The following is a 22,278-nucleotide window of genomic DNA, read 5'->3' on the forward strand; positions in this document are numbered from 1 at the left end:
GTCAGTTGTCTCCTTTAATATAATGATGAATTTTTTCTAAATGAGGCCAATCAATAGTCAAAAATTCATGGATACTATTTTGACCATGAGCAGTGATTTGATAATATTTTCTCAGCCGGCCATTATGTTCTTTTGAATAAGTCGAAACTTTTTTATTTGCCTCTAAGCGTTTCAAGATAGGGTATAAAGTTGATTCAGAGATTGGCAATAGAGGAGAAATATTTTTAACGATTTCATATCCATAAGAGTCTCCTCTTTGTAAAAAAGCTAACACACAGAATTCGATAATCCCTTTTTTCAGTTGACTATCCAATGACTACACCACCTTATACATAATACTATATAAAACATAGTATAGTTTTGCAAGTCGATTTGTGGAAATCAGTCTCAAGACGTAGTAACTTCCAGGTTGTGCCTATTTTTTTTGCTTCCAGTCATTTTTCCTTACTTAAAATTCATCGTACGGTGAAAATATTGATTATTTTATATTAGATTCTTTTGGTAAAGTATTACTAATAAAAAGTTGTTAGGATTTTAGACAAACGTATAGTTGTTGTGTTAGGTAATTGCTGTTGGAAAAGTTGCTTGATAAAAAACACACGATACTCAGTCCAGCTACGAAAGAAGTTAGTAAGAGAGTGTGTGTTTATCAGGAAAGGAGTTAATAATGAGAAAACAAACAATCACAAAGAAATATTTAATCAATAGGTTACGCAGTCATTTAGAAGAATATTTGTATACTCCCATCACTGTTAGAAAAATTGCGAAATATGCAAAGATTTCTACACAACCGATCTATTTGCAATTTTCGAATATGCAAAATTATAAACAGGCAATGATTGATGATGTTTTGGCAGAGATTCACGAGCTTTCTTTGAAAAAGGAGATAGAGGATGATCCATTGTATACGTTTTGGCTTAACTATTATTTGTTTGCCAGCCAAAATAGGAACTTATTTTTTGCGTTATTTTTGAATGATATAGGGTGTGGTTCCTATTTAAGAGATCAATCATTGTCATTGTTTATAGAGACAATGGCTGAATCCGAAGTATATCAAAAAGCAAATTGCGAAGACATTGAAAAATTGCATAATGAAAGTTTGATTTTCTTTTCTGGTCTCGTTCTTACTTATGTACGGGGAGAGAATATGCAAGCAATAGAAGAATTTTTACAAGATATTAAAGACTATTTTTATCGTACACTGATTGATCCTATGTATATTTATCGAGAAATATTACCACAATCAGTCATCGAAGCTGGTTTTTAAAATAACAATAAACTGTTTTTTAATTTTTTTCATTACTTGATAGGCTTCTTGCTTTATAAAAATTCTTGGCTCATTCATTTTCTTGTAAACGAATAGTATGGGTTTATTGTTGGCAATTTTCAAGAAATATGAGAAGGTAGAATTAGCAAAAAGTAAGGTGTTTTATGACTAAAAAGAAACAAGTGATGGAGGAATCTTGATGGGTCAAACAGATAATTATTCAGATAAAAAAGCTCAAATCGATCAGCGAATCTGTTTTTTGGAAGAGCATACTTACCAAGGAAACGACCTTGGTGTAACCTTTCAAGAGCATGCGGTAACCTTTAAATGCTGGACGCCAGAGGCTGATGCAGTTTCAGTCATTATTTATCAAAGCGGAGAGGTTAAAGACAAGGATCGTGTGATGACAGTTCCAATGAAGCAAGAAAATAATTGTTGGAAGGTCACAGTTACGGATGAAGTCAAAGAAATGTTCTATACGTTTGAAATCCAGCGAGGACAAGAGAAGGTTGAAGTGGTTGATCTTTATGCGAAAGCTGTCGGTCTCAATGGGGATCGTGGGGCTATCGTTGATTTAAAAGAAACGGATCCTGAGGGATGGTCGCAGACAGAATGTGTTGGCCAAGATACGATTACAGACGCTTACATTTGGGAATTACATGTGGAAGATTTCAGTAGTTCTAAAACTAGCGGCATCTCAGAAAAAAATCGTGGAAAATATCTAGCGTTTACTGAAAAGAATACGCATCTTGAAGGAGATGAAAGGCAGCCAACAGGTCTCGCCTATTTGAAAGAGCAGGGGATTAACTATGTTCATCTGTTGCCAATCTTTGATTTTGATAATGACGAGCTGTCTACAGCCTACAACTGGGGATATGATCCTAAGAATTATAACGTTCCGGAAGGAAAGTATTCTTCAGACCCGAAGGATCCCAAAGCCCGCATTCGGGAATGCAAACAAATGATTCAGTCTCTCCATGAGGAATCTATTGGTGTAGTAATGGACGTCGTTTTTAATCATACTGCAGTCACAGAATCTTCTTGGTTTAATAAGACTGTGCCAAACTATTACTACCGTCAGGATGAAGAAGGAAATTTCGCTGATGGCTCTGCCTGTGGCAATGAAATTGCCTCAGAACGTAAAATGATGCGCAAGTTTATTATTGATTCAATCCTTTATTGGGCTAAGGAGTACAAAATTGATGGATTTCGTTTTGATTTGATGGGACTGATCGATGTGGAGACGATGAATCAACTGCGTGCAAGCCTGGATTCGGAAGGTTTCTCTCATGTTATTCTATACGGAGAACCATGGGATGCCGGCAGCAATCGTATCATCCAGCCAAACATCCCAGCGAATAAAAGTAATGTCTGGGCACTGTCAGAAGGCGTTGCGGTTTTTAGCAATGATTTAAGAGACAGTATCAAAGGTGATGTCTTTGAAGAAACAGACGGAGCTTTTATTCAAGGAATGAATGGTCAACCGCAAGTCAAGCAAACCTTTTATGCGGCAAATTTGGCAACGGCGATTCAAGGAAATACGAAAGTTGCTGGACAAGAAGGCGCCGAGCGCTGGGCAAAATCTCCCCGCCAAGTGATCGCCTATGCTTCAGTCCATGATAATTTGACCTTATGGGACAAACTGGTGGCAACCATGCAGGCTTCAGCGAAGGAAAGAAATTATGATTTTGATCTTGAGCTTTTAGCCCGCAACAAACTAGCAGCAGCCATTTTGTTTACTAGCCAAGGAGCAGTATTGACCCAAGCAGGCGAAGAGTTTGGCCGTACCAAACAAGGAGACGAAAATTCTTTCCGTTCACCGATAGAAATTAATCAGCTAGACTGGAAACGCGCACAAACTTTTAATGAGTTGCGGTCATTTTATCAAGGTATGTGGCAGATCCGTAAATTCTATCCTCCATTAAGAGATGCCACGATTCGGACAGCTGAAAGTATTCAGTTTATTGAGACTAACAATGAAAATTTCCTTGCATATATTATTCCGAATAATGGTTACAATGATACATGGCAATCATTAGCTGTTTTGGTGAACAGCAGCAATAAAGACATTTTGGTAAATAGGGAAGAATTCAAGCAAGAGAAATGGTGGATCGTTGCAGATAATTTTGGAGCAGGTATAGAGCCACGTGGAGAGATCGTGGGTGAAATCAACATCGCTGCCAAAAGTCTTTTACTTTTAGCTAAATAGTTATTTTATTTTTAAAATTTTTAAATTAAGAAGAAAGTTAAATTGTATTAAAATCCACATTTAATGGATTTTAATACAACCATTACGAATGTTTATAAAGCGATAGGAATAATTTTCTGTTATGAGAGAAGTACAGGTGGACCATAACATGAACAGTTTAAAAGAAACCGATTTTATGATGACAATCTGACTGCTTAATGCTATAGTAAAAACAGAAAAACCCAAGTTGGATTGTTACTGACTCGATCAGGCAAAACCTAAATGAGAAAACGCTCTTTGTAGCGGCTCTTATTTAGGTTTTTTATTTTTTTCGGGTATTTCTTAGAATGTTAAGCAGCAAAGTTATTGTTTCAGTCACTTGCAAACATATGACTTTGTTAAAATAAATTAGGCAAAGGAGAACGAGCAAATGGCAAAATTTCCAGAAAATTTCTTATGGGGCGGCGCGACCGCAGCGAATCAATTAGAAGGGGCGTTCGATCGCGATGGCAAAGGCTTGTCAGTGGCGGATGCAATGCCTGGCGGCAAACAGCGTTTAGCGATTTTAGGCAGTGATACGTTTGATTGGACGATCGATGAGGACAAATACACCTACCCAAATCATCGCGGGATCGACCATTATGACCGTTTCAAAGAAGACATTGCGTTGTTTGCGGAAATGGGCTTCAAGAGCTATCGTTTTTCAATCGCTTGGACACGTATTTTTCCAAAAGGTGATGAAACGACACCGAACGAAGCTGGGTTAGCATTTTACGATGCGTTGATTGATGAATGTTTGAAATACGGGATCGAGCCAGTGGTTACGATCTCCCACTATGAAATGCCCTTGCATTTAGCCAAAGAATACGGTGGCTGGAAAAATCGAGCATTGATCGATTTCTATGAGCGTTTTGCAAAAGTCGTTTTGGAACGTTTCCATAGTAAAGTCAAATACTGGATGACTTTCAATGAAATCAATTCAGCTTTCCATTTCTCCGCATTGAGTCAAGGAATGGTCAACAGTACGGGTGCTAGCGACTTTACAAACGTGATCCAAGCGTGGCACAACCAATTTGTTGCCAGCAGTAAAGCAGTAAAAATTGGGCATGAATTGAATCCTGAGTTACAAATTGGTTGCATGATCATTTATGCAACGACCTATAGCATTGATGCAAACCCAGTCAACCAAGTAGCAACAATGATCGATAACCAAGCCTTCAACTACTACTGTGCCGACGTGCAAGTACGTGGGAAATATCCAGCATTTACTGATCGCTTGTATAAAGAGCATGGGGTCAAGAAGGAAGATCTTGATATTACCGAAGAAGATTTAGCATTGATTGCTAAGTATACCGTCGATTATATTGGATTTAGCTATTACATGTCTTCTGCAGTGGATATCACAACAGAAGAAGCTGATGAAGTACAAGGCAACTTGTTGGGTGGTGTCCGCAATCCATTCTTGGAAGCAAGTGAATGGGGCTGGCAAATCGATCCAGAAGGACTGCGCATTGCGTTGAATGAATTGTATGATCGGTACCAGAAACCATTATTTATCGTAGAAAATGGTTTAGGAGCTATCGATACTATTAGTGAAGATGGCAAAATCGAAGACGATTACCGCATTGATTACTTACGTCGTCATATCGAAGCAATGGGTGAAGCGATTGAAGATGGTGTTGACCTGATGGGATATACACCATGGGGATGTATTGACCTCGTTAGCGCGTCAACCGGAGAAATGAGCAAACGCTATGGCTTTATCTACGTGGACTTTGATGATGAAGGCAATGGCACAATGGATCGATCAAAGAAAAAATCCTTCGATTGGTATAAACAAGTGATTGCTTCAAATGGAGAAGATTTAGCGTAAGATTAATACTCGTTTTTTTATAGCCGCACAACACGGATTATCGTTGTGCGGTTATTTTGCTGAAAAAATAGATTGTCTGAATAGAGTAAAAAATCTAAAAATAATAGATAACACATCATAAAAATTTTAATCAGAAAAACTTTAATAATTGCACTTGGTAAGCGGAATAAAACTAAATTTTCAAATAAATTTTTCAAGAATGGCTGACTCTTTCTTTCCAACTAAAAGGGGACCAACATATTTTTGATGATATGGAAAATTTTGCAAATTTAGAAGGGCGTTGTGGTTTTCTTCTGAAATGTTTCACGTGAAGCATTTTTACAGAAGATAGTTACATCAAATGCAATATTTTCGAAAATAGCGACTCTATTTTGTGAAGCGGATGAGTTTCTCTTAGAACGTTTGGATTAATAAAAATTATTTCGAGCCGATTAAAGAAGTAAGAGAACGGAGTATGAAAAATTGTTTCCCCTCATCTATTCGAATAATTGGTCTTTACCATATGATGGTGATAAGATTAAAACATAGAAATGTAGAGCCTTTTGTTTGTGAAAACGTTTCAATTTTAAAGAATGGAGAGTAAGCGATTAAAAAATAAAAATAGTAGGCAAGTTGCTTCTTTTTTATTTAAGAGAGGAGTATATTCGTATTTGGAATTTTTCTTTATTTAGAATGATTTTAATGTATTTTTTTAGAAATAGGGGGATGTAAAATGGATATTGTAACATTAGCACGAATCCAGTTCGCGATGACGACGATTTTTCACTTTTTCTTTGTACCGTTTTCGATCGGAACTGGTGTCGTTGTTGCAATCATGGAGACACTTTATGTGATCAAAAAAGATGAAAAATATCGCCGAATGACAAAGTTCTGGGGAAATATTTTTCTATTAAGTTTTGTGGTAGGAGTGGTAACTGGGATCATTCAAGAATTTCAATTTGGAATGAACTGGTCTGATTATTCTCGTTTTGTTGGGGATATTTTTGGTGCTCCTTTGGCGTTAGAAGCATTGCTAGCCTTCTTTTTGGAATCAACTTTCTTAGGATTGTGGATTTTCACATGGGATAAAGTCAGCCCTAAACTGCATATGACGTTCTTTTGGTTAGTTACTATTGGCTCGATGCTCTCTGCTTTCTGGATTTTAGCTGCCAATAGTTTTATGCAACATCCAGTTGGATACACATTGAACAATGGTCGTGCTGAGATGACTGACTTCGGAGCCCTGTTAGCTAACCCACAAGTCTGGTATGAGTTCCTTCATGTTATTACTGCAGCAATTGCCATGGGAGGAATTCTGATTGCAGGAATGTCAGCTTTCCAATTGTTGAAAAAAGACAAGAAAGTTGACCGTGATTTTTTCAAAAAATCAATGCGGATCGGTTTTGCAGTAGCTTTGTTTGGTTCAATTACGGTGTTGATCGCAGGTGACGAACAAATGAAGTATTTGGTTGAAGAACAACCAATGAAATTTGCAGCAATGGAAGGTACGTATGAAGATACCGGAGATCCTGCGGCATGGACTGTAGTTGCATGGGCAAATGAACGAGAACACAAACGGGTTTTTGGTGTTGAGATTCCTTATATGTTGAGTATCCTTGCATTTAACGAACCATCTGGTTCGATTGATGGAATGAACACAGTGAATCAAGATTTGATCGAACGTTACGGAGATCGGAACTATTTTCCTCCGGTCAACACATTGTTTTGGAGCTTCCGGATCATGGCAGGTTTCGGTGCATTGATGTTGTTGGTTTCTTCATTGGGGTTATTCTTTACGCGTAAGAAGAAGCCTTCGCTATTTGAGAAACGTTGGATGCTTTGGGTAGTGGCTATAACATTATTTACCCCATTCATTGCAAATACAGCAGGGTGGCTGATTACGGAATTGGGTCGCTACCCATGGACAGTCTATGGTCTATTTACGATTGAAGATAGTGTTTCGCCAAATGTATCGGCAACTTCGCTTGTTATCTCAAATATTGTTTACTTTGTTCTTTTCTCTGGTTTGGCATTAACAATGGTTTATTTGATTCGGCGAGAGTTAGGACATGGTCCTGAAAACAATCAGATGGAAGGAACGCTGCACGAAGCAGAAGAAGATCCATTTGATAAGGAGGCGTTTGAAGGATGACCGGATTGCAACTAATGTGGTATGTATTGATTGGCATTTTGTTTGCCGGCTTCTTCTTTTTAGAAGGATTTGACTTTGGTGTGGGGATGTCTGTCCAGACATTGACCCATAATGAACAGGAAAAAGATCAGATCGTGCATACGATCGGACCAGTGTGGGACGGGAATGAAGTTTGGTTGATTACCGCAGGTGGCGCGATGTTTGCTTCTTTCCCTTACTGGTATGCCTCTTTGTTCAGTGGTTATTATTTGATTTTGTTATTGATACTAGTCGGATTGATTATACGCGGTGTTTCCTTTGAGTTTCGGGCAAAAATGCCTGAAGACCGTAAAAATATGTGGAATTGGACATTAACCATTGGCAGTACATTGGTGCCTTTTATGTTCGGACTCTTGTTTACAAGTATGGTCCAAGGCATGCCAATTGATGCAGAGGGAAATATGTCCGCGCACTTCGGTGACTACGTCAATCTCTTCTCTGTAGTTGGCGGGATTGCCCTAACTTTGCTTTGCTACTTACATGGATTGAATTATATTGCACTAAAAACTACTGGTCCGATTCGTGACCGTGCCCGAAATTATGCGAGTGCCTTTTATGGTGTGCTATATTTTGGTTTGGTGGCGTTTGCCGCGCTACTTTATTTCAAAACAGATTTCTTTGAAAAACATTTTGCTTCGACGCTTCTTTTGCTGATTGTGATTGTGGCTTTGACGCTGATAGCGAATATCTCTGTATTTAAAGGGAAAGAAATGGTGGCATTTATTGCTAGTGGTTTGACCATGGTGGCGCTAGTCGGATTGTTGTTCTCTGGTTTGTTCCCACGAGTATTGATTAGCTCAATCGACCCTAGTTATGATTTGTTGATTGCAGAAGCTTCCTCTAGTCACTACACATTGAAGATCATGAGTTATTTATCACTGACAATCTTGCCGTTTGTTTTGGCTTATACAGCATGGACCTACTATATTTTCCGTAAACGAATTAGTCATACTGAGCTGACGGAGGGTTATTAATGATCGACAAACAAATCATAGAGCTTCCCGGAATGAAACGGTTAATGGGATTGCTTGCAGGACTTTCTTTCCTGCAAGCTCTCTTCATCATTGGACAAGCCTATGGTCTTGCTAGTGGGATCACTGGATTATGGGAAGGACAATCGTTAGAAGAGCAGTGGGGCTGGATTCTACTGTTCTTTTGTTCGTTTTTAGGTCGCCAGGCCATTGTTTATTTTCGGACAAAGAAATTAGACAGCTATAGTTACCAGCAAGCTACTGAATTACGTAATCAACTGCTAGAAAAGATTTTTCGTGTAGGACCACAAATCGTTCAGCAACAAGGTACCGGAAACATTACAACGATGGTATTGGAAGGCATTAGTCAGGTAGAAAACTATTTACAACTAATATTGGCAAAAATTATGAACATGTCGATCATTCCTTGGGTGATTTTGGCTTTAGTATTTTACTTGGATTGGATCTCAGGTCTGGTTTTATTGCTGGTTTTTCCACTGATCATTATTTTTATGATCATCCTAGGCTATGCCGCCCAAAGTAAAGCTGAAAAACAATACCGCACATTTCAATTATTGTCCAACCACTTTATTGATTCATTACGTGGAATCGACACCTTGAAACTTTTTGGGATCAGCAAAAAATATGGAAAAAGTATCTTCGCTTCTAGCGAACGTTTTCGTAAAGCAACGATGGGATCGTTGAGAGTCGGAATTCTTTCCACTTTTGCATTGGATTTTTTCACAACATTGTCCATCGCTGTGGTTGCGGTTTTACTGGGGCTGCGTTTGATCAATGAAGAAATCTTGTTATTTCCAGCACTAACGATTTTGATTTTATCTCCGGAGTATTTTTTACCAATTCGCGATTTTTCAAGTGATTACCATGCGACTTTAGATGGGAAAAATGCAATGACCGCTGTATCTACGATTTTATCTGAGCCAGAAGCAGCCATTGATCCAGTAAGTTTACCTCAATGGCAAGCTGATTCGGAACTATCGATTCATTCGTTATCTTTTGATTATGGAGAAAAGTCTGTTTTGAAAGATATTGCATTGGAGGTCCAAGGATTTCAAAAAATTGGGATCATTGGGATGAGTGGCTCTGGAAAATCAACGCTGATCAATAACTTAAGCGGCTTTTTGATTCCGAAAGAAGGCGAAATTACTTTTGATGGCCAAAAAATGACTGCATTAAGACAGTCGGATTGGCAGCAGCAACTAGTTTATATTCCCCAAAACCCCTATATCTATCGGATGACTTTGCGAGAAAATGTGGCTTTCTATCAGCCAAATGCTACTGAAGAACAAGTGTGGCAAGCAATCGAAGTTGCAGGTTTAACGAAATTAGTTCAAGAATTGCCGCAAGGAATCGATACAATGCTAGGTGAAGGGGAACGCCATCTAAGCGGTGGACAGGCGCAACGAATTGCGTTGGCTCGTGCTTTCTTAGACCAGCATCGAAAAATTTTATTATTTGATGAGCCAACTGCCCATTTAGATATTGAAACAGAAGTAGAATTGAAAGAACGGATGCTTCCGTTGATGGAGAACCATCTAGTCTTCTTTGCGACACATCGCTTGCACTGGATGGAAGAGATGGATCAAATCCTAGTAATGGATCAAGGCAGAATTGTTGAGCGAGGGACATTGGCAGAACTGCAAGCAAAGAATGGCGCTTTCGTTGCGTTAGTCAATGGGATGAGGAGGGAACAACTTGAATAAAATCGGTCTCTGGCGTTCGCTAAAAACAGATACCTGGGTCAAACCCTTTCTTTCAAAGTACAAAAAGGTTCTTGCAGCAGCGCTGTTTTTAGGATTTATGACATTCTTTTGCGGAGGCGCGTTAATGTTTAATTCTGGCTATCTGATTAGCCGCTCTGCCTCAATTCCAGAGAATATTTTGTTAGTATACATTCCAATCGTTCTGACCCGAGCATTCGGGATCGGCCGACCAGTTTTTCGTTATGTTGAACGACTGACAAGTCATAATTGGGTGTTGCGAATGACATCGAACCTACGCCTAAAACTATACAATGTTGTCGAAAAAGATGCCGTTTTCTTTAAGCAGACCCATCGAACTGGCGATATTTTAGGATTATTAGCAGAAGATATCAACCATATCCAAAACTTATATCTGCGAACGATTTTCCCTACGGTGATTGCTTGGTTATTGTATACTTTTCTGATTATCGGATTAGGGTACTTTTCGTTAGGATTTGCATTGGTAATGTTGCTGTTGTTGGGAATAAATGTGTTTGTGCTGCCGCTCTGGTCCGTTGTGATCAATGGCGCTCGTCAAGAAAAGCAAAAACAAATGAAGAATCAATTATATACAACATTGACTGATAATGTGCTAGGAGTTTCTGACTGGGTATTTTCACAGCGAGGAGCGGAATACGTCGATGAACACAAGCAATTGGCGGCAAATCTACGAAGCGTTGATGAGAAAATCAATCGTTTTGATCGAAAAAGAGATTTCCTTTTACAAGTGATCTTCGGGGTGATTACGGTTGCGTTGATTGTCTGGACAAGTCAGCGATTTCCTGGCGAGCACGGTGGCTTAGCTAATTGGATCGCAGCATTTGTCCTTTGTGTCTTTCCTTTGGTAGATGCTTTCGCACCATTGCCTTCAGCGGCACAAGAAACCAATATATACAAAGATTCGATTGATCGTTTTAATGCATTACCAGAAAAAGAGGAACAAAAACGGACAGCATCAGCTATAAGTGCACCGTTCAATTTAGAAGTGAATCAGGTTAGTTTCCATTATCCATCTGAAAAAGAGGTACTAAAGAATCTTAGCTTAACGATTCCTGCGCATCAAAAACTGGCAATATTGGGACGTAGCGGTTCTGGGAAAAGTACCTTTGCTTCTTTGCTCAGGGGAGATTTATTGCCGACCCAAGGTAGTATTACCTTAAATGGTGAGCCGGTAGCAAGTTTTGGTGAAGATATTAGCGAATGGATTGGAGTCATCAACCAGAGTCCTTATTTGTTCCATACAACGATTTTAAATAATTTGCGGATTGGTAATGAAGAAGCGTCAGAAGAAGAAGTTTGGGACGTACTGAAACGAGTAGGCTTATCAGAGATGGTGACAGCTCTGCCAGAAGGTTTGCGAACCATGGTTGATGAAGCAGGGTTACGTTTTTCCGGCGGTGAACGCCATCGGTTGGCATTAGCGCGAATTCTTTTGAAGAAAACACCGATTATTTTATTAGACGAGCCAACTGTTGGGCTAGATCCAATCACTGAGCAAGCTGTTTTGGAAACTTTTTTCAATGAGTTGGAAGACAAGACGATTATTTGGATCACCCACCACCTGCAAGGAATCTCACTGATGGATCAGGTCATTTTTATTGAGGATGGAGAATTAACGATGAGCGGTACGCCTGCTGAGTTAGCTGTCGAAAACCAACACTTTCAACAGTTATTGGCTATTGATCAAGGGCGACTGTAATCAAACTGGGACCTTTGCCAAGACAACAAAAAAATCGGCTAGTGATCGACATGAATGTCGGCTTAGTTTTTGAGGAGCATTCGCTCCTCAAAACACTTCACTGTTTACCCGATTGGTTCGTTTATTTTCAGAATAGCTTTCAGTTGCGGAGGATAGAATAAAGAATGATCAATAATTTCGTTGCAAAAGCAGTTGCGTTAGCTCGCGAATTTTTTCTTTGCTAGGGGTGTTCGGCAGCAGTTCGATGTCGGCTAGTGCTTTTTCGGTATAAGAAACAGCAAAATCGGTGGCTTTTTCGACGCCATGATAACGGCGCACTAATTCAGCAACCTCTGTGGCCTCCTCGGTGGTCAACTCGCTTTTTTTGGACAGATAACTTTCAAATGCGGCAGGATTTTGTTCTTTAGCAAAGAGCAGAGGTAATGTATAGACACCTTGTGCCAAGTCTTCAAGAACGGGTTTTTTCAACGTTCCAGAATCTGCTGTATAGTCCAAAATATCATCAAAAACTTGAAAAGCGATGCCGATGTTTCGTCCGATCTCACCAGCCCGTTCTTGGTTTTCTAAGTCGAGACCGCCAAAATGAGCACCTTCGATGCAGGCCAGCCAGAATAATTCGGCAGTTTTACCATTGATGCTTTGTAAGTAATCAGCAATTGATTCATCTATATTGTAGCGTGTGTGCATTTGATCTAATTCTCCCAGCAAAAGGCGTTTCATTGCTTGGGCATTTGTAGCCAAAAAATGAGAGCCATTCATGCTCTCGATCAATAACTCAAAGAATTGGGTGAAGAGCAGGTCACCTGTGTAAACAGCGATATCTTTGCCATATTTTGCTTGGACAGTGATGCGTCCGCGACGCAATGGCGAATCATCAATGATGTCATCGTGAATCAAGGTTGCCATATGTAAGATTTCTAATGAAGCAGCAATTTTGGTTAATTGATCATTTCTTTCATCAATGGGTTCGCCTAGATCAGCGAATAAGAAAAATAATGCTGGACGCAGCATTTTTCCTCCAGAATAAGTAAAATCAACTAATACATCTTGTATTTCTTTGTTACGAACAGTTACGCGTTCTTCAATGATCGAACAGACAGTTTTTAGTCTTTGCTCGATCGAAGGATAATCGATCCAAAAATTCAACATATTAAAACCCTTTCTACCAGTCATTCAGCCCTTATTCTAACTTAAAGGGAGTCTATTGACTAGTTAAGTGCATTTATCAAAAGGAGATGAGTATTTGACACTCCCAGTATTTCTGGAGCTTGTGGAATTTAAAGCGAAAACAGCCAGTGTCCTCCCATTTTTTATCGGAATTTGTTACAGCTGGTATAACTACGGCTCAATTCATTTAGGTTATGTGGTGTTATACTTTATTGCTATGCTGATCTTCAACATGGCAGTAGATATTTTAGATAATTATAACGATTACCATCACGCAACAGAAGTTCATGATTACAAAGAAAAAACAAATATTATCGGACGCGAGCAGCTCTCGCTTCCATTCGTTTTTCGCTTAATGATCGGTATGATCGTCGTTTCGGCGGTGATGGGTATCGTATTGGCCTATTTCGTCGGTTGGCCCTTGTTTTGGATGGGACTTTATTGTTACTTGATTGGTATCTTTTACTCATCAGGTCCGCGGCCTTTATCGAGTTTACCGCTAGGTGAGTTTTTTTCAGGATTTACGATGGGCTTCATGATTTCGTTGATTTGTGTATATTTGAATACTTATGAAACCTTTCAATGGAATAGCGCGACCTTGGGTGGAATATTTCTAATCGCACTACCCAATACATTGTGGATTGCTAACTTGATGCTGGCCAACAACATTTGTGATTTGGAGGAAGATGAAAACAACAATCGTTATACATTGGTGCATTATTTAGGAAAGAGTCAAGGATTACGGCTATTTGTCCTTTTGAACATTATTGCATTTGTAGCGATCTTGACAGCAGTGGTTCTGCATTTAGCACCATGGACGATGTTGTTGACGTTTCTCGTTTTACCATTTGTCTGGAAACAGACAAAACTATTTATGCATAAACAAATCAAACGCGAAACCTTTGTCTGCGCTGTAAAAATCCTTGCGGTCGGTGCATGTGCGCAGGTCATTAGTTTTGCGATCGGTTTGATTTTATAATTTTTTGAAGGAAGAAAGGAAGTAATAGGAAATGAAGGAAGTTGTCATTTTAGGAGCAGGCTACGCAGGGTTGCGAGCATTGCATGTATTACAAGGAGCAAAAGGTGATTTTCATATTACATTAGTAGATAAGAATGACTACCATTATGAAGCGACAGATTTGCATGAAGTGGCTGCTGGAACGCAGCCAAGAGAGCGAATTAGTTACGATATCGCTGATGTGGTACGACCACAAAAAACAACTTTCCTACAAAATGAAGTTGCAACGATTGACCGTCAAAGTCAACGGATCATGTTTACGGATCAAACATCTCTTTCCTATGATTATTTGATCGTAGCATTAGGATTTGAATCTGAGTCATTTGGGATCCCAGGTGTTAATGAAAACGCATTGGAAATGGTAGATGTTGATTCAGCAGAAACTATTTATCATCATTTATTGAAACAAATGAAAGAATACAAAAAAACACAAGATCCAGATTTATTGAAAATCGTCGTATGTGGGGCGGGATTCACTGGAGTAGAACTCTTAGGTTCTTTAGTGGAAAATCGGAAGGAATTTGCTGAGATCGCAGGTGTCCAATCAGAAGAAATCAAACTCTTTTGTGTAGAAGCAGTTACGCGATTATTACCGATGTTTGATGAAAATCTGTCTGCCTATGGAATCAATAACTTGGTAAAATGGGGTGTTGAATTTCTAACAGGAAAACCAATCAAAGAAATCAAGCCTGGAGTAGTTGTTTATCAAACGGATGCTGAAACGGGTGCTACAGAAGAATTGTCTGCTAAAACGATCATTTGGACAACAGGTGTCAGTGGAAGCCATGTCATGGCAGATTCAAATTATGCGGCTCGCCGTGGACGTGTGATGGTCAACCAAGATTTAAGTGATCCAGAGCACAGTAATGTTTTTGTAGTAGGGGATGTTTCAGCTGTGATGGATCCTGCAACAAATCGCCCTTATCCAACGACAGCACAGATTGCTTTGAAAATGGGGTATCAAGCTGCCAAAAACTGTCTACACTTGATTAAAGGTGAAAAAACGGAAGACTTTCATTTTGAATCTTTAGGATCTGTAGCCTCTATTGGGAACACGCATGCCTTTGGTTTGGTGGGTAAAATGCCTGTAAAAGGTTATCCAGCATCATTTGTCAAAAAAGCCATCATGGACCGCTCCCTGTTCCTAACTGGTGGGGTCAAAGAAGTGTTAGCAAAAGGCCGCTTTGATTTTTATCATTGATTCGTGCGCTATTTTTTCGACTTAACATTAACAGAAGCAAGAAGAGAACATGTACCGATGGAGATAGTTTAATTATAAGTAAAATAGACAGAGATGCCCGATTCATGTTGGGTGTTTCTGTCTATTTACTACTATTTCAGTTTTTAACACCATAGGGCGTAAGGCCTTTATTGAATCTCTAGATAAATGATCAGGTTTTGAAGAGAAAACAGGGTGAGAAAAAACCCCCTTTTGTACCTTTATTAAAAAAATGTTAAAATAAAGAGACTATGTTTGTTGGGAGGCATGAAATGACGATTCGTAAAGAAAGACGCCGTTTAGAAAAACGATTGAAGCGTTCATTATTAGCAAAAAAAGGGTTGACGATGGCTACAACTGTGGTAGCCGGTTCAACGATTGCACCAAATTTGGTTTTAGCTGCAGAAACAGCGACTTCAGATGATGCAAAAAACCAAGCAGAGATCACAGAAAATCAAGTATCTGGAGGAAATAGCTCCACTGATTCAACTGGAGACAGCATTCAAAGCAGTGCTGACGAGACGATTTCGACAGAGGAAACAACAGAACCAACTGTTCCTATTGAAGAGCAGCCTGTTACAACACCTGAGGAAGCGGCAACGCCACAGGAAACTATCACGGAAGATACAGCGGTCGTTGAGACGCCAATTGTTGCTGCACCTGCGTTAGCAAGAACCTCGATCTTCTCAGCACGTGCTGATACGAGTGGATTTATTGCGAAAGCAAGTGGTTATGCAACAGAAGTAGCTGCCGCTAATGATCTCTATGCATCAGTGATGATTGCACAAGCTATCCTAGAATCCGGCTGGGGTACTTCGACTTTGACGACCCAAGCGAACAATATGTTTGGAATCAAAGGAAGTTATAATGGGCAGTATGTCGAAATGGCAACATTGGAAGATAATGGTTCGGGCAATTATTATCAAATTATAGCGAAGTTCCGCAAATATCCATCTTTAAGAGAATCTTTCCAAGATAATGCGTATGTCTTACGAAATACCAGTTTTGCTGCCGGTAGCTATTATTACAGCGGTGCTTGGAAGAGCAATACGAGATCATATACAGAAGCAACGGCATGGCTGCAAGGACGCTATGCGACTGATACTTCCTATGCCAGCAAATTGAACAATCTTATTGCAACGTATAACTTAACTCAATACGATAGCGGCAGTTCCGCTGGGAACGGTGACATGAATAATGTTGAGACCCCTGTAGGAGAAAACGCGATTCAAAAGCAAATGAAAACGACTGCATCTATGAATATCCGTTCAGATGCGTCTACTACAGCAGCAGTTACCGGCTCACTTACTGCGAATACAACCTTTACGGCAGTTGCGGTCAAAACAGGAACGAGCGTCAATGGCAATACAAATTGGTATAAAGTTTCTGGCAAAGGCTGGGTCAGTGGTGCGTATTTAACAGAAGTAAATTCTGGTTCAACATCAGGCAATGCAAATGATAATACTGTCAATACTGGAATCAACCAAAAGATGAAGACGACTGCGACATTGAATATTCGTTCTACAGCATCGACGAGTGGCAGCATCGTTGGCTCATTGAGTCAAGGCAGCACTGTGACAGCAACGGCAGTCAAAACAGGAACGAGCGTCAATGGTAATACGAAATGGTACTATGTTTCTGGCAAAGGCTGGGTCAGCGGCGCGTATTTAACAGAAGTAAATTCTGGTTCAACATCAGGCAATACAAATGATAATACTGCCAATACTGGAATCAACCAAAAGATGAAGACGACTGCGACATTGAATATTCGTTCTACAGCATCGACAAGTGGCAGCATCGTTGGCTCATTGAGCCAAGGCAGCACCGTAACAGTAACAGCCGTCAAAAATGGTACTAGTGTCAATGGCAATACGAAATGGTACTATGTTTCTGGCAAAGGCTGGGTCAGTGGCGCGTATTTAACGAGTGACTCTAGCTCATCGTCGAATACATCGAATACAGGTGATTCGATCAATCAAAAGATGAAAACGACCGCGACATTGAATATTCGTTCTACAGCATCGACAAGTGGCAGCATCGTTGGTTCATTGAGCCAAGGCAGTACCGTGACAGCAACAGCCGTCAAAAATGGTACTAGTGTTAATGGGAATAACAAATGGTACTATGTTTCTGGCAAAGGCTGGGTCAGTGGTGCCTATCTTACCAAGACCGCGACAAATGCTTCTTCAAGTAATAGTTCTGCCAATAATAGTTCTTCGACTAAATATCATACCGTTAAATCTGGGGACAGTCTGTGGTCTCTTGCGCAAAAGTATGGTAGTAGTATTGACCAAATCACTTCATGGAATCGCTTGTCCAATAATATCATTTATGTTGGTCAAAAATTGATCGTGAAATAGTGAGACACCTGATTTCATGCAACTCAAAAGAAAATCAATCAGCATTACCCGATACACATTCGTGATATCGGGTAATGCTTTTTTGCTGGTTTGTTCGTAATAAAAATCGCTGAAGATAGATTTATTTTTGAATGGTCTTTTAGAATCATTCTGTTTACCTCTGTCAAAGAATCCAAGCAGATTTTGGTTCCGTCCCCCCTATGGAGTTTCCTATTTTTTAGGTAAAATAGAAAACAAAGAAAGGAGTGGAGAGTATGAAGACGATTGTTTATAGTGGGATGATGAACGGATTGACGATTGATCGCTCACGACGAGATAGTATCTACAATATGGTGAAGCATTGGCATTCTGAATGCGAAATCCAATATTTTATAGAAGGGAACCGCTATTTTTTGATTGGAGAAAAAACCTATAAAATCCAACCTGGTACATTGGTTATGATTCACCCCGACTGTGTCCACAATACATTCTCAGGAAAGTATATTTATCATGATCGTGTACTCGTTCTCTATGAAGCCAGCAAATTTCCAAGAATCGCTCAATCCATGGGAATAGATCTGGAGACCTTTTTTTTAAAACATCATGGTATCATTCAGATTCCGCCAGCGGATCGCTCTTACGTACAAACGCTCTTAGCGAAAATCGCAGATGAAGTGATCCACAAAGAATACAATTACCAGGTAATGGTCGAAACAAAATTAATCGAACTTTTTATTTTTATTCAGCGGATCAAGAACTTCAGGGGGCTTTCTGATGAACCGGCAGAAAGTTTGGGAAAACAAAGCGAGCTAGTTAATCAAATTGCAGCCTTTATTCGTCGGAACTATGCATCGATCCATTCATTGGAACAAATCGCTTCGTCTTTTTATCTCGACAAATCCTATTTATGCCGTATCTTCAAGCGTGCAACAGGCTACACCATCACTGAATATACCAACATTCAACGAATCCGTCAGTCTCAGCGATTACTGGAAGATACAGATTGGGATATTGCTGAAATAGCGAGAAAAAGTGGATACAGCAACATTACCTACTACAACCGTGTGTTCAAAAAATATACAGAGACATCCCCTTTGCAATACCGCAAGAAACAAAGTGCATACAAAGAAAGTCTGCGAGAAAAAAATAATTTCTAAATAGTCACTCATCTTTGCACAGGCATGAAAGGGGGATTATTTTCCTGTTAAAAAAGTCAATATTGTACAAGTTCGCGGATATTACGTCACTTTTTTGTGCAAGTTTTGCTTGTCTATTGCTGCGACATTTTTTGTCCGATAAAATCAGTAAGCGGATACATAAATGAAAAATTGTAAACGTGTGCATTTTATGGAGGAGGAAATAATCAGATGAAAAAGAAGATATTGGTTGCCAGTCTTTTTAGCACTTTAGTTCTAGCAGCGTGTGGATCTCAGCCTGACACTACTGGTTCTGGCAGCAGTGGTTCAACAAAAGATGCAGAAGCAGTGACGATTAAGTTTGCTTGGTGGGGAGCGGATAATCGTCATGATGCGATGCAAGATGTAGTGGCTCTTTTTGAAGAGGAATATCCGCATATCACTGTTAACACAGAGTATGGTGCGTGGGATGGATGGCAAGAAAAGACATTGACTCAGCTATCCGGTAAAACTGAAGCAGACGTGATGCAAGTGAATTACAATTGGCTTTTTTCATTCGGGAAGGGCAAGAATATCTTTATGGACTTGAATGAGGTCAGTGACTATTTGACGCTAGACAATTGGGAAAGTTCTTATTTAGAAGCGATGCAAGTGGGTGGTGAACAAGCCGCGGTTCCCCACGGAATGACCGGTCGGGTTCCTTTGATGAACCAAGCACTTTATGAAGCCAATGGGTTGGAACTGCCAACGACCTATGATGATCTTTTGGCAGCGGGAGAAGTCATTGCGAAAGGGAATACGCCAACTGGTGAAGACAATCAGTACGCATATCTCAATGTGGGAGAGTTCTCATTAGATCTATTTATTGCTCAGATGCTTTACAACTATACAGGGAAGATCATGCAGACCGATGGGACAGTCAACTATAGTGTGGCTGAAGTGAAAGAAGTGCTTGAAAGATATAAAGAATTGGAAGATGCTGGTGCACTGCCGACTTTTGAGCAAACAAGCCCAATCGATACGGAATCAAACCCTCAATGGGTAGAAGGCAATGCAGGCTCTGTTTATGAGTGGGCAAACTCACTGGCGAAATGGACAAACTCATACAAAGGCGGCGACGGGTTAGATGAGTTAGTTGTAGGAGATTTCTTGCAAATCGATGCTGACTCTAAACCAAGTATCTATGTGAAACCAAACTTTGGCTACGCAATTTCAAAAAATTCGAAACATCCTGAAGCAGCAGCCACTTTTATTGAGTTCTTGTTTACCAATGAGCAAGCGGTGAAGGCTGCCGGAGATTCTTTGGGTATTTCAAGCAACACAGTTTGTTACGATCTGCAAGTAGCGAATCAACTAGTCGAAGGTGCTGTGGCTGAAGGGTACGCCAAATTGGATGACTATGAACAAACGGTGTTAGATCCATACTTTGAAGACGAAAATGTGCGGGGAGAAAGATATACGGTTTACGAGGCATTTCGGACAGGAAAGTTCACGTCAGAGGAAGCTGCGAAGCAATTCATTGAGAAACAGCAAGCAGCACTTGATAAGTATTACCAAGAATAGGAAGCAACAAGAAGGAATGCGAGACTTAGCTACGTCCCGTACCCTTCTTTTTCCGAAATAAAATTGGACATGAGTGAGAATGTCTGGAAGTAACCCATTAGTATCTGGGCGTTCATTTAGAAGGTAAAGGAGTCAAATGCGATGTTGAAAAAAATGAAAAGAACAAATTGGGTGGTCTACTGCATGCTCATGCCATGGATCATTGGCTTCCTAGTCTTTAAAGTTTACCCAATCATTATTTCTTTTTACTACAGTTTGTTAGAATACCCGATTTTAGGTGATCCGGAGTTTGTCGGATTACAAAATTATCTTGAGATTTTTACAAAAGACGATACGTTTACTGCGAGTTTCTTTGCAACAATCAAATATGTGTTGATTGGTACCCCAGCAGTTATCATTGTCTCTTTTGTAGTAGCAGCCATCTTGAATTTTAAGCTTAAGGGAGTCAATTTCTTTCGTACCGCTTATTATATTCCTTCTATTTTAGGAGGAAATGTAGCTGTTTCAATTTTATGGACCATGCTTTTTGATGTCAACGGACCTGTGAATATGGTGTTGAGTGTTTTTACACTCGGAAACGATGTCGCCATTAACTGGACAAAAGATCCAAAGTTCGCGATTTTTACCCTGATTATTTTAAAAACTTGGCAATTCGGTTCGACCATGTTGATTTTCTTATCGGCATTGCAAGGTGTTTCTAAAACAGTTTATGAAGCGGCAGAAATGGATGGGGCTTCAAAAATAAGACAACTGTTCAATATCACTGTACCGATTATTACCCCCGTAATTTTGTTCAACGCCGTAAATGTATTAGTCAAAGCGTTTCAAGAGTTTAACTCCGCGTATTTAATCACTAAAGGTGGACCGAATAAGACGACTTATTTCTTGAATCTTTATATTTATGATCAAGCCTTTCAAAATGGGAATTATGGCTATGCGAGTGCACTAACATGGATTTTGTTGGTGATCATCGGTATATTTACGGTTATTATTTTCAAGTCATCTGATCGGTGGGTATTTTATAATGATTAAGGGGGCTGAATAATGGAAATGAGTAAATCTCGAAGACGGATGAATGAAATCATTCGTTATGGATTATTGATTGGTGTGGGGATTATCTTGATTTATCCGTTGTTTTGGATGATTGGTTCTGCGTTTAAAGAGAACCGGGACATTTTTGGTAGCTTGAGTATTTTCCCGCCAAGTGACCGTGTGGTTACAACGAATTTTTCCGATGCTTGGCAGTTGACGCGAGACCATTCTATCTGGTTTTTCTTTGGGAATACACTGAAATTTTTGATTCCAAAAACGATTTTTACAGTTTTATCTTGCGTGATTACCGCCTATGTGATTGCACGAAAATCGTTTAAAGGGAAAAAATTTGTCTTTGGTGCCGTGATCGTTACATTATTGATGCCAGAACTGGCTTTTCGCATTCCACTGTATCTGTTGTACCGTGAGGTGGGACTTTTGGATAGTTTTGCCAGCCTTTATGTAGCGGATATTTTTGCTAGTTCTTCGTTTTTTGTATTTATGATCATTCAATTTATGCGAACAATTCCTAGAGAGTTAGATGAAGCGGCAGTGATGGACGGGTGTAATGAATTTCAGATTTTGTTCAAAATCATCATTCCCGTAATCAAACCAATTCTGATTACCGTTGCCTTGCTAAGCTTTATGTGGGGCATGAATGATTTCCAAGGACCATTGATTTATTTGAATAGTTCAGATAAAACGGTTCTATCAGTAGCATTGAAACAATTATTAGACGGTGAAGCAATGGTCTCCTATGGGAGAGTATTCGCTGCTTCTTGTTTGGGGCTGTTACCTATGATCGCAATTTTCTTTATGGGATCACGGTACTTTGTTGATGGCGTTGCTTCTACAGGAAGTAAAGAGTAGTCA

16 protein-coding genes are annotated in these 22,278 nt (G+C 39.7%); 14 read left to right on the top strand and 2 right to left on the bottom strand.

Annotated features, from left to right (window positions below):
- Position 1: 1 nt before the first annotated feature.
- Positions 2–313, bottom strand: a complete 312-nt coding sequence (locus FE005_RS04920; RefSeq protein ID WP_003128996.1) for a PadR family transcriptional regulator — start codon at positions 311–313, stop codon at positions 2–4.
- Positions 314–667: 354 nt separating this feature from the next.
- On the opposite strand from FE005_RS04920, the gene FE005_RS04925 reads away from it, so the two are divergent.
- From FE005_RS04925 to cydC, 7 genes are all read left to right on the top strand, one after another.
- Entirely contained in the window at positions 668–1,267 is a 600-nt protein-coding gene (locus tag FE005_RS04925) for a TetR/AcrR family transcriptional regulator (protein WP_003128997.1), read from the top strand.
- 199 nt (positions 1,268–1,466) lie between these two features.
- Positions 1,467–3,476 (top strand): type I pullulanase, encoded by a 2,010-nt coding sequence (pulA, locus tag FE005_RS04930; RefSeq protein WP_138371398.1) that lies wholly within the window; start codon positions 1,467–1,469, stop codon positions 3,474–3,476.
- Between the two features lie 409 nt (positions 3,477–3,885).
- Positions 3,886–5,328 (top strand): glycoside hydrolase family 1 protein, encoded by a 1,443-nt coding sequence (locus FE005_RS04935; protein WP_138371399.1) that lies wholly within the window; start codon positions 3,886–3,888, stop codon positions 5,326–5,328.
- Between the two features lie 712 nt (positions 5,329–6,040).
- Positions 6,041–7,459 (top strand): cytochrome ubiquinol oxidase subunit I, encoded by a 1,419-nt coding sequence (locus FE005_RS04940; protein WP_003129000.1) that lies wholly within the window; start codon positions 6,041–6,043, stop codon positions 7,457–7,459.
- Positions 7,456–8,472 carry a cytochrome d ubiquinol oxidase subunit II gene (gene cydB / locus FE005_RS04945; RefSeq protein ID WP_003129001.1) on the top strand — a complete coding sequence of 339 codons (1,017 nt, stop codon included), beginning with the start codon at positions 7,456–7,458 and terminating at the stop codon, positions 8,470–8,472. Before FE005_RS04940 ends, cydB begins: the two co-directional genes overlap by 4 nt.
- On the top strand, positions 8,472–10,193 hold the full coding sequence (gene cydD / locus FE005_RS04950; RefSeq protein WP_003129002.1) for a thiol reductant ABC exporter subunit CydD: 1,722 nt from the start codon (positions 8,472–8,474) through the stop codon (positions 10,191–10,193). The genes cydB and cydD overlap by 1 nt, the downstream gene beginning before the upstream one ends.
- Positions 10,186–11,931 (top strand): thiol reductant ABC exporter subunit CydC, encoded by a 1,746-nt coding sequence (cydC, locus tag FE005_RS04955; RefSeq protein WP_029487346.1) that lies wholly within the window; start codon positions 10,186–10,188, stop codon positions 11,929–11,931. Before cydD ends, cydC begins: the two co-directional genes overlap by 8 nt.
- 168 nt (positions 11,932–12,099) lie before the next feature.
- On the opposite strand, the gene FE005_RS04960 is transcribed toward cydC, so the two are convergent.
- Positions 12,100–13,080 carry a polyprenyl synthetase family protein gene (locus FE005_RS04960; protein WP_003129005.1) on the bottom strand — a complete coding sequence of 327 codons (981 nt, stop codon included), beginning with the start codon at positions 13,078–13,080 and terminating at the stop codon, positions 12,100–12,102.
- A gap of 94 nt (positions 13,081–13,174) precedes the next feature.
- On the opposite strand from FE005_RS04960, the gene FE005_RS04965 reads away from it, so the two are divergent.
- From FE005_RS04965 to FE005_RS04995, 7 genes are all read left to right on the top strand, one after another.
- Positions 13,175–14,077, top strand: a complete 903-nt coding sequence (locus tag FE005_RS04965) for a prenyltransferase (protein WP_003129007.1) — start codon at positions 13,175–13,177, stop codon at positions 14,075–14,077.
- Positions 14,078–14,108: 31 nt separating this feature from the next.
- Positions 14,109–15,317: an NAD(P)/FAD-dependent oxidoreductase gene (locus FE005_RS04970; RefSeq protein ID WP_103300706.1), complete on the top strand. Its 1,209-nt coding sequence runs from the start codon at positions 14,109–14,111 to the stop codon at positions 15,315–15,317.
- Between the two features lie 290 nt (positions 15,318–15,607).
- Positions 15,608–17,695 carry an SH3 domain-containing protein gene (locus FE005_RS04975; protein ID WP_138371400.1) on the top strand — a complete coding sequence of 696 codons (2,088 nt, stop codon included), beginning with the start codon at positions 15,608–15,610 and terminating at the stop codon, positions 17,693–17,695.
- Between the two features lie 254 nt (positions 17,696–17,949).
- Complete coding sequence (locus FE005_RS04980; protein WP_138371401.1) at positions 17,950–18,831, top strand: AraC family transcriptional regulator; 882 nt, start codon at positions 17,950–17,952, stop codon at positions 18,829–18,831.
- Between the two features lie 210 nt (positions 18,832–19,041).
- Positions 19,042–20,373, top strand: coding sequence for an ABC transporter substrate-binding protein (locus FE005_RS04985; protein ID WP_138371402.1), 1,332 nt, complete (start codon positions 19,042–19,044; stop codon positions 20,371–20,373).
- Between the two features lie 141 nt (positions 20,374–20,514).
- Positions 20,515–21,405, top strand: coding sequence for a carbohydrate ABC transporter permease (locus FE005_RS04990; RefSeq protein ID WP_175413534.1), 891 nt, complete (start codon positions 20,515–20,517; stop codon positions 21,403–21,405).
- Between the two features lie 12 nt (positions 21,406–21,417).
- Positions 21,418–22,275 carry a carbohydrate ABC transporter permease gene (locus tag FE005_RS04995; protein ID WP_172461408.1) on the top strand — a complete coding sequence of 286 codons (858 nt, stop codon included), beginning with the start codon at positions 21,418–21,420 and terminating at the stop codon, positions 22,273–22,275.
- The last annotated feature ends 3 nt before the right edge of the window (positions 22,276–22,278 follow it).

This window comes from Enterococcus sp. M190262, assembly GCF_005843965.1.
Taxonomy (GTDB): Bacteria; Bacillota; Bacilli; order Lactobacillales; family Enterococcaceae; genus Enterococcus_D; species Enterococcus_D gallinarum.

Excerpts from the sequence above, each read along its gene's own strand:
- FE005_RS04980 (WP_138371401.1), top strand. The coding sequence starts at position 17,950 with ATGAAGACGATTGTTTATAGTGGGATGATGAACGGATTGACGATTGAT.
- cydB (WP_003129001.1), top strand. The coding sequence starts at position 7,456 with ATGACCGGATTGCAACTAATGTGGTATGTATTGATTGGCATTTTGTTT.
- FE005_RS04925 (WP_003128997.1), top strand. The coding sequence starts at position 668 with ATGAGAAAACAAACAATCACAAAGAAATATTTAATCAATAGGTTACGC.
- FE005_RS04970 (WP_103300706.1), top strand. The coding sequence starts at position 14,109 with ATGAAGGAAGTTGTCATTTTAGGAGCAGGCTACGCAGGGTTGCGAGCA.
- FE005_RS04960 (WP_003129005.1), bottom strand. The coding sequence starts at position 13,080 with ATGTTGAATTTTTGGATCGATTATCCTTCGATCGAGCAAAGACTAAAA.
- FE005_RS04990 (WP_175413534.1), top strand. The coding sequence starts at position 20,515 with ATGTTGAAAAAAATGAAAAGAACAAATTGGGTGGTCTACTGCATGCTC.
- pulA (WP_138371398.1), top strand. The coding sequence starts at position 1,467 with ATGGGTCAAACAGATAATTATTCAGATAAAAAAGCTCAAATCGATCAG.
- FE005_RS04995 (WP_172461408.1), top strand. The coding sequence starts at position 21,418 with ATGGAAATGAGTAAATCTCGAAGACGGATGAATGAAATCATTCGTTAT.
- FE005_RS04985 (WP_138371402.1), top strand. The coding sequence starts at position 19,042 with ATGAAAAAGAAGATATTGGTTGCCAGTCTTTTTAGCACTTTAGTTCTA.
- FE005_RS04935 (WP_138371399.1), top strand. The coding sequence starts at position 3,886 with ATGGCAAAATTTCCAGAAAATTTCTTATGGGGCGGCGCGACCGCAGCG.
- FE005_RS04940 (WP_003129000.1), top strand. The coding sequence starts at position 6,041 with ATGGATATTGTAACATTAGCACGAATCCAGTTCGCGATGACGACGATT.
- FE005_RS04975 (WP_138371400.1), top strand. The coding sequence starts at position 15,608 with ATGACGATTCGTAAAGAAAGACGCCGTTTAGAAAAACGATTGAAGCGT.
- cydD (WP_003129002.1), top strand. The coding sequence starts at position 8,472 with ATGATCGACAAACAAATCATAGAGCTTCCCGGAATGAAACGGTTAATG.